The following is a 6899-nucleotide window of genomic DNA, read 5'->3' as shown; positions in this document are numbered from 1 at the left end:
TTGAACCGGGGAGGGCCCGCCCTGCGGCCCTGCCGCTTGCCCTTGAGACTGTCGAAGAAGTTCTTGTAGGCGGCATCCAGGTCCCGCAGGGACTGTTGCAGGACGACCGCCGACACGTCGGCGAGCCAGGCGCGTTCCTCGGTGCGCTTGGCCTGGGTGATGCGCAGCCGGGACAGCTCGGCCGACGACACGTACGGCAGTCCTGCCGCGTGCGCTTGCCTGCGGTCGCGCAGGCAGTCGTTCCACACCACCCGGGCGCACCCGAACGCCTTCGCCAGCGCACGGCGCTGGGAGGCGTCCGGGTAGGCCCGGTAGTTGTAGCGGAGCTGCATGACCAAGACCCTATCCACCACTGCTCGCATGGATGAGCAAAACGGACTACAAGCGGGGCAGGCACGTCGTCTCGGCGATGCATGTGCACGTGGTCTTCGTGACGAAGTACCGCCCGGAGCTGAAGGAGTTCAACGGCGAACGCGATCATGTCCACCTCCCGGTGCACCGCCCGCCCAAGGTCGCCGTCTCGAAGCCGGTCAACAGCCTCAAGGGCGTGTCCGCCCGCCGGATACGGCTGGGGGCACCACCCGGCCGAAGGCTGGGGGAGAGTTCACCGGCCGGATCAACCGCGCCATCATGCACGGGCACCTGTGGTCGCCCTCGTCTTTCTCCGCATCGTGCGGCGGAGCACCGTTGGCGATCGTCCGCCGGTACATCGAGCAGCAAAAACGTCCGCTCTAAAAGTGCACGTCAGAGCAGTCTTGAGATGCATTCATCCCCGGCGTGAACGCCGGGGCTTTCTGCAAGAGTCCCGGTAAGCGGTCGGGGCGGTGGCCCGGCACGGGGGTGTGCAGGCGGGTTCTGTCTGCGGGATCAGAGGTCTGCCAGGAACGGGAGCAGTTCGGTTGCCGTGGTGATGTCGCCGGTCAGGGGGCGGTCCTCGGTGTCCGGTGGGAGCACGGACGCGGCCAGGGCGAGGGCGGGCACCGGCGGTGCCGCCGGGTGCAGGCGCAACGCCCGTACGGCGGTGACCAGTTCGCAGGCGAGGACGGTGGCGTACGCGTCGGCCGCCCGCTGGGTCTGCCGGGCGGCCTGGCCGGCGAAGCTGGCGGCCTCCTCCAGGCCGTGGGAGAGGACGGCGTGCCCGGCGGAGGCGGGGGCGGCGCACGAACGCAGCTCCGCGAGGGCCGAGTTGGCGGTGTACTCCAGGATCATCACACCGGAGCTGCCGGCCGGGCCGGTGGCGAGGAAGTCGGGCAGTCCGGTCAGGTCGCCGCGGACGAGCGCGGACAGCCGGGCGGCGGACAGCTGGGCCGTCTGCAGCAGGGCGAGGTCGAGGCCGTCCAGGGCGAGGCCCAGCGGGGCGGCGAAGAAGCCACCGTGGTGGTAGGCGTGGCCGTCCGCCGCCAGCACCGGGTTCTCCGTGGGGGTGTTGACCTCCACCTCGACGATCCGGCGCAGCGCGTCGCAGGCGTCGAGGGCGGCGCCGTGCACCTGAGGGAAGGCGCGGAAGCCGTACGGGTCCTGGACGCGCCGCCCGGCGGTGGCCGGCCGGTCGGGCAGCTCCAGCAGCCGGCGTACCTCGGCGGCGGCGCGGGCCGGGCCCGGGTAGGGGCGCAGGGCGTGCACCGGGGCGGCGTACGCCTCCGGGGACCCGGCGACGGCGGCGAGGGAGAGCGCGGCGACGGCGTGGGTGGCCCGCAGCAGGACGTCCACGGCGTGCCCGGCGAGCGCGGCCTGGCCGAGCGCGAGGGCGTTGCTGCTGAGCAGTGCGAGCGCGTCGCCGGGGCGCAGCGTGACGGGCGCGGGCAGCCCGGTGGGCGCGGTGTCCGCGCCGGTCGCCGGCGGCCGGGCGGTGTGGCCGTCCGCGGCCGGTGTCCGGGCGGTGTCCGCGGTGGCGGACAGCCAGGGGCGTTCGCCGATGAGGGTGAGGCCCGTCTGGGCCAGGGCCGCCAGGTCCCCGGTGCCGACGCCGCCGTAGGCGTTGACCGCCGGGTGGACGCCGAGACGCAGGGCCTCGGTGAGGGCGGTGATGACGCAGGGGTGGATGCCGGAGCCGCCGGCCAGGAGCTGGTTGGCGCGGACCGCGAGCATCGCGCGGACCTGCCGGGCGGGCAGCAGCGGTCCGGCGCCGCCCGCGTGGCTGCGCAGCAGTCGCAGGCCGTGCTCGGTCTCGTCGCCCGACTGGACGGGGACGGAGCGGTTCGCGCCCACGCCGGTGCCGCGGCCGTAGAGGCGGCCCTTCGCGGCCAGGCGGCGCACGGTGTGCCAGGCGCGGTGCGCCCGGTCGAGTGCCGTCTGGGGGACGAAGGGTACGGCGGCGGCGTCGGCGAGCCGGACGAGTCCGGGCAGGTCCAGGCCGTGGCCGTCCAGGACGACGCGGGTGCCCCCGGTGTCCGGGGACACCCGCGTCGTGCCGTTGGTGCTCGCGTCCACGGTGCGGACGTCAGTCGAGTCCGGCGGACTTCAGCCAGGACTTGGCGACGTCCAGCGGGTCCTTGTTCTCCAGCTGCACCTGGGTGTCCAGGTCCAGCAGGGTCGCCGTGTCCAGCTTGGCCGACACCGCGTTGAGCGTGTCGGTGCCCTCCTGGGAGAGCGAGCCCTTGTAGACCAGCGGCTGGACGTTGGCGAACCCGAACAGGTTCTCCGTGTCCTGGAGGACGACGAACTTCTCCTTGGAGATGGTCGGGTCCGTGGTGAAGATGTCGGCGGCCTGGACGGTGTCCTTCTTCAGTGCGGCCTGGGTGAGCGGGCCGCCCGCGTCGAGCGCCTTGAACGACTTGAACTCCACGCCGTAGACGGACTTCAGTCCCTCAAGGCCCTGGTGCCGGGTCTGGAACTCCGGGGAGCCGCCGATGACCAGGTCCTTCGCGATGCCCTTGAGGTCGGCGATGGACGACTTGTCGGTCAGGTCGTACTTCTTCGCGGTGGCCGCGTTGAGCGTGACGGAGTCCTTGTCCTGGGCCTCGGCCGGCTCCAGCAGGGTCAGCTTGGAGTCGAGCTTGGCCTCGATGGCGGCCGTGGTCTCCTCGACGGTCTTCGGGGTGGCCTTCGAGTCGAGGTAGGCGAGCAGGGCGCCGTTGTACTCGGGCAGAACGGAGATCGAACCGTTCTTGAGCAGGCCGTACGTCGTTTCGCGGCTGCCGATGTTGGGCTTGTAGGTGACCTTGATCCCCTTGGCCTTCAGGGCCTCGCCGTAGATGTCGGCTATCAGGATGCTCTCGGCGAAGTTGTTGGAGCCGACGACGACGGTGTCGCCGCTCGCCTTCTTGCCGCCCTTGAGCGGGTCGTCGGACGTGTCGTCGGAGGAGGAGGAACAGCCCGCCAGCAGGGCCGTTGCAGCGGCGAGCGCGACGGCTGCGGCGCTTCGGTGTCTCCGGATGAACCTGCTGGTGTGGGTCTTGGAAGTCACGGTTCCCGTTCCGGGTTCAGTGGGTGGTGGGGGTCGGCGAACAACTCTGGAACAGCTCGCCACTGATCCAATCCAGCCTGTTCTCGCCCAGTCAAGTGCCACCGGGTCACCGATTGGCTTCGATCCGTGGCCAGTTGTGTATGAGGAGCGTTCTGTTTGTAACGGATTCTTGATGAAAGCCGAGCTGATCAGTCCTTCGAGGAAGCTGTAGTCTCACCGCAGTTGATGGCGGGCACAGCGGTGCACGGGTTCCGCTTCGGCGTCGTTGCGCAACAGTTCCGGGGGCGAGGACGCCCCCCACCGGGGCGACGAGGCCCCGCACAGCGAGGCGGCCACGCCCCGCGGAGACACCCCCCACGAAGGAGGACCGGTGTCCACGAACGAGGTGGACGCGCCCGCCCGGCACGCCCCGCCGACGCGGAGCGGCATCGGGGGCTACGCCGACCGCTGGCCGTTCAGGCGCAAACTCAATCTGCTCGTCGGCGTTCCCCTCGCCGTGGTCGCAGCGCTCCTGTCGTACCTGATCACGGATCTGGTCCAGCAGTCGAACACGGCGGGTTCGGCGGCGCAGCTCGTGCGGGACAGCGCGCAGGTCGCCCGGCTTGTGGACCGGGTGGAGGCCGAGCACCAGCAGGCGATCCTGCTGTCGGTGCGCTACGAGTCCGGGTTCAGCAAGCCCTCCCCCGCCGCCTACCGGGCCGCCCAGAAGGCCGTGGACAGCCAGGTGCAGAAGGTGCTCGACACCTTCGGCGACCGGCTGCCGGACAGCGAGGCGCAGGCCCTGCGGGAGGTCGAGGGCCTGTCCAGCCTGCGCGACTCGGTCGAGGCGGCCTATCTGCCGGCCGACAACATCGACCCGGCCTACGCCAACACGGCCCAGGGCCTCATCGACGGGCTCGGCCTGGACCGCAACTCCTCGCTCGCCTCCACCTTCACCGGCAACCTGCTGGACTCGCTGCTGCGCGCGGACGCCGCCCACGGCGCCTTCGAGACCAGCGTGTTCTCGGCGACCACCGGGGACACCAACGCACTGATCGAGTTCACCAACGCGGTCGGCTCCTACGACCTGTACAAGCACCAGGCCGACCGCTTCGGCCGGTTCGCCACCGAGACGCAGGCGGAGCAGCTGGCCGGGGTGGAGCACACACCCGCGCAGCGCGCCATCGCCGAGTCCTTCGCCGAACTGCAGATCGACACCAGCAGGCTGGAGGCGGGCAGCCAGGAGCAGATCCGGCAGGCCGTCAAGGACGCGCTGAACTCCTACCCCCACTACCCGGAGCAGGCCGCCGCCCGGCTGAAGATCACCACCTCGCTGATCGGCCAGATCGCCGAACGGGCCGACGACGCCTCCCGTTCCGCCCAGTGGCGCGCCGGACTGCTGCTCGGCGGAGCGTTGCTCGGCTTCGCCCTCTGGCTGGCCCTCGCCGTGCTGGTCCGCCGCTCGGTGATCCGCCCGGTGCAGGCGCTGACCGGAGTGGCGCAGGAGGTCGCCGAGGTGGCCGGTCGGGAACTGGCCCGGGTGGCCGACGACGACACCGAGGACGACCGTCCGCCCCGGCTGCGGGACATGCCGGTCACCGCGCGCGACGAGATCGGCGACCTGGCCGAGGCCTTCAACCATGTGCAGACGACCGCCGCCGCGCTGCTGGAGCGGCAGGTGCTCAGCCGCCGCAACACCGCCGAGATGTTCGGCAACGTCGGCCGCCGGGTGAGCAATCTGACCACTCGTCAGCTGGCGTTGATCGACGCGGTGGAGCGCGGTGAGACCGACCCGGCCGTGCTGGAACGCCTCTACTCCATCGACCACATCGCGGTGCGGCTGCGCCGCAACGCCGACAGCCTGATGCTGCTGGCCGGCATCCGCGAGACGGTGCTGGACTCCGGGCCGACGCCCCTCACCAACGTGGTGCGGGCCGCGCTCGGCCAGATCGAGGGCTATCAGCGGGTACGGCTGTACACCGCATCGGACGCCATGGCCGAGCCCGACATCATCGGCGACCTCACCCTCATGGTGGCCGAACTCCTGGAGAACGCGGTGTCGTTCTCGCCGGAGGGCAGCCCCGTCGAGGTGACCGTCCGCTGCGGCGCCGAGGGCGCGCATGTCGTCATCACCGACCACGGCCTCGGTATGAGCGCCGAACGCCTCGCCGAGGAGAACTCCCGGCTGATCCGCCGCGAACGCCTCGACCTCGTGCCGACGAAGGTGCTCGGCCTGTTCGTGGTGGGCACGCTCGCCCGCCGCTGGGAGATCGGGGTCGAGCTGACCCGGACCCCGGGCGGCGGCGTCACGGCCGAGGTGTCGCTGCCGGCCTCGCTGCTGCTCACCATGAGCCCGGTGTCGGCCGTCGGTGCCGCCCGCGCCGAGCGCCCGGCCGGCGCCGCGGCGGACGCGCCCGTGAGCACGGGCCCGCACCCGGCCGCGGTCCTGCCCGCCGAGGCACCGCGCCTGTCCGCCGCCGGCGCCCTCCCGGTCCCGTCGTCCGCGCGCCAGGACCGGGCCGACGCGCACGGCCTCGGCGGCTCCGCCGAGCCGCAGGGCCCGCTCCCCCGCCGGCTGCCCCGGCGCGAGGCGCCGCAGGGCGCCGACGGCACCGCCCCGGCGACCGTGGAGAATGCCGCCGTGACCCATGGCACCCCCGCGGCAAACGACAAGGCCGCGGCCCCCGGAGACCGGCCGCCGCTGATCCCGCGCGCCCGCACCGAGATGCCGCCGTCCGCCGCCCGCGCGGACGACGCCGCCACGGGCGCCCGTCCGCTGCGCCGACGGGTCCGCGGGGCCACGCTCCGTACGACCGCGGGCGCCCAGCAGTCCGTACCGCAGGCGGTGCGTCCCCGGGACGCACAGGCCGAACGCGACGCCCTTGACGAGTTCGAGGCCGCGGTGGCGCGGGCCCGGCTCGACAGCGACACCGGCAGTCTCGCGCGCCCCGGAACCGGGGCCACGCACGCGGACCAGCCGCATGACCAGAACCACCATCCGGAAGGAGCCGAGCAGTGAGCACGTCGACAGGTGACACCCCGACGGGCGGCACCCCGCCGACCGACCTGCAGGCCGCCGCGGCCGACTTCACCTGGCTGCTGAACCGCTTCGCGACCGAGACCGCAGGCGTGGTCGACGCGATCGCCGTATCGTCGGACGGCCTGCTCATCGCCGTGTCGGAGCTGCGCGAGCGCGCCCACTCCGAGCGGCTGGCCGCGATCGTCTCCGGCATCACCAGCCTCGCCGCGGGCGCCTCCGGCAACTACGGTCTGGGCGGCCTCAACAAGGTCATCATCGATCTGGAGGGCGGTCATGTCATCGTCTCCGCGATCGGCAGCGGCGCCGTCCTCGGCGTGGTCGCCGACAAGGAGGCCAAGCTGGGCAACATCGCCTACGAGATGACGCTGTTCGCCAACCGCGCCGGGGCCGCGCTCAGCCCCCAGCTGGTGCTCGAACTGAAGAACAGCGTCGGCGTCGCGTCGGCCCGCTGACCGGCGGCCCGCCCGCCGAGAC

At 72.2% G+C, this 6899-nt stretch carries 5 protein-coding genes and 1 pseudogene; 3 read left to right on the top strand and 3 right to left on the bottom strand.

What is annotated here, in order from left to right; translation table 11 throughout:
• Nucleotides 1–332, bottom strand: a 332-nt coding sequence (locus tag ACIRFL_RS37290; protein ID WP_404038064.1) for a helix-turn-helix domain-containing protein, incomplete at its 3' end; no start/stop codon positions are given.
• Nucleotides 333–364: 32 nt separating this feature from the next.
• Between ACIRFL_RS37290 and tnpA the strand changes: the two are divergent.
• Nucleotides 365–735 (top strand): annotated as a pseudogene (gene tnpA / locus ACIRFL_RS37285) (IS200/IS605 family transposase).
• A 132-nt stretch (nt 736–867) separates the two neighbouring features.
• Here tnpA and ACIRFL_RS37280 read toward each other — a convergent pair.
• Both ACIRFL_RS37280 and ACIRFL_RS37275 read right to left on the bottom strand, forming a co-directional pair.
• Nucleotides 868–2430, bottom strand: coding sequence for an aromatic amino acid ammonia-lyase (locus tag ACIRFL_RS37280; protein WP_404038061.1), 1563 nt, complete (start codon nt 2428–2430; stop codon nt 868–870).
• Between the two features lie 10 nt (nt 2431–2440).
• Entirely contained in the window at nt 2441–3406 is a 966-nt protein-coding gene (locus tag ACIRFL_RS37275; protein WP_404038059.1) for an ABC transporter substrate-binding protein, read from the bottom strand.
• A gap of 370 nt (nt 3407–3776) precedes the next feature.
• Here ACIRFL_RS37275 and ACIRFL_RS37270 point away from each other — a divergent pair, with 370 nt between their 5' ends.
• Together ACIRFL_RS37270 and ACIRFL_RS37265 are read left to right on the top strand one after the other, a co-directional pair.
• Entirely contained in the window at nt 3777–6404 is a 2628-nt protein-coding gene (locus ACIRFL_RS37270) for an ATP-binding protein (RefSeq protein ID WP_404038056.1), read from the top strand.
• The gene (locus ACIRFL_RS37265) at nt 6401–6877 is read left to right on the top strand and encodes a roadblock/LC7 domain-containing protein (protein WP_121892263.1); all 477 of its coding nucleotides are present in this window, start codon (nt 6401–6403) and stop codon (nt 6875–6877) included. The genes ACIRFL_RS37270 and ACIRFL_RS37265 overlap by 4 nt, the downstream gene beginning before the upstream one ends.
• Nucleotides 6878–6899 lie beyond the last annotated feature (22 nt).

It is taken from the genome of Streptomyces sp. NPDC102462 (genome assembly GCF_044765425.1).
In the GTDB taxonomy this organism is placed as follows: Bacteria; Actinomycetota; Actinomycetes; order Streptomycetales; family Streptomycetaceae; genus Streptomyces.
This window is presented reverse-complemented; position numbering and strand designations above follow the sequence as displayed.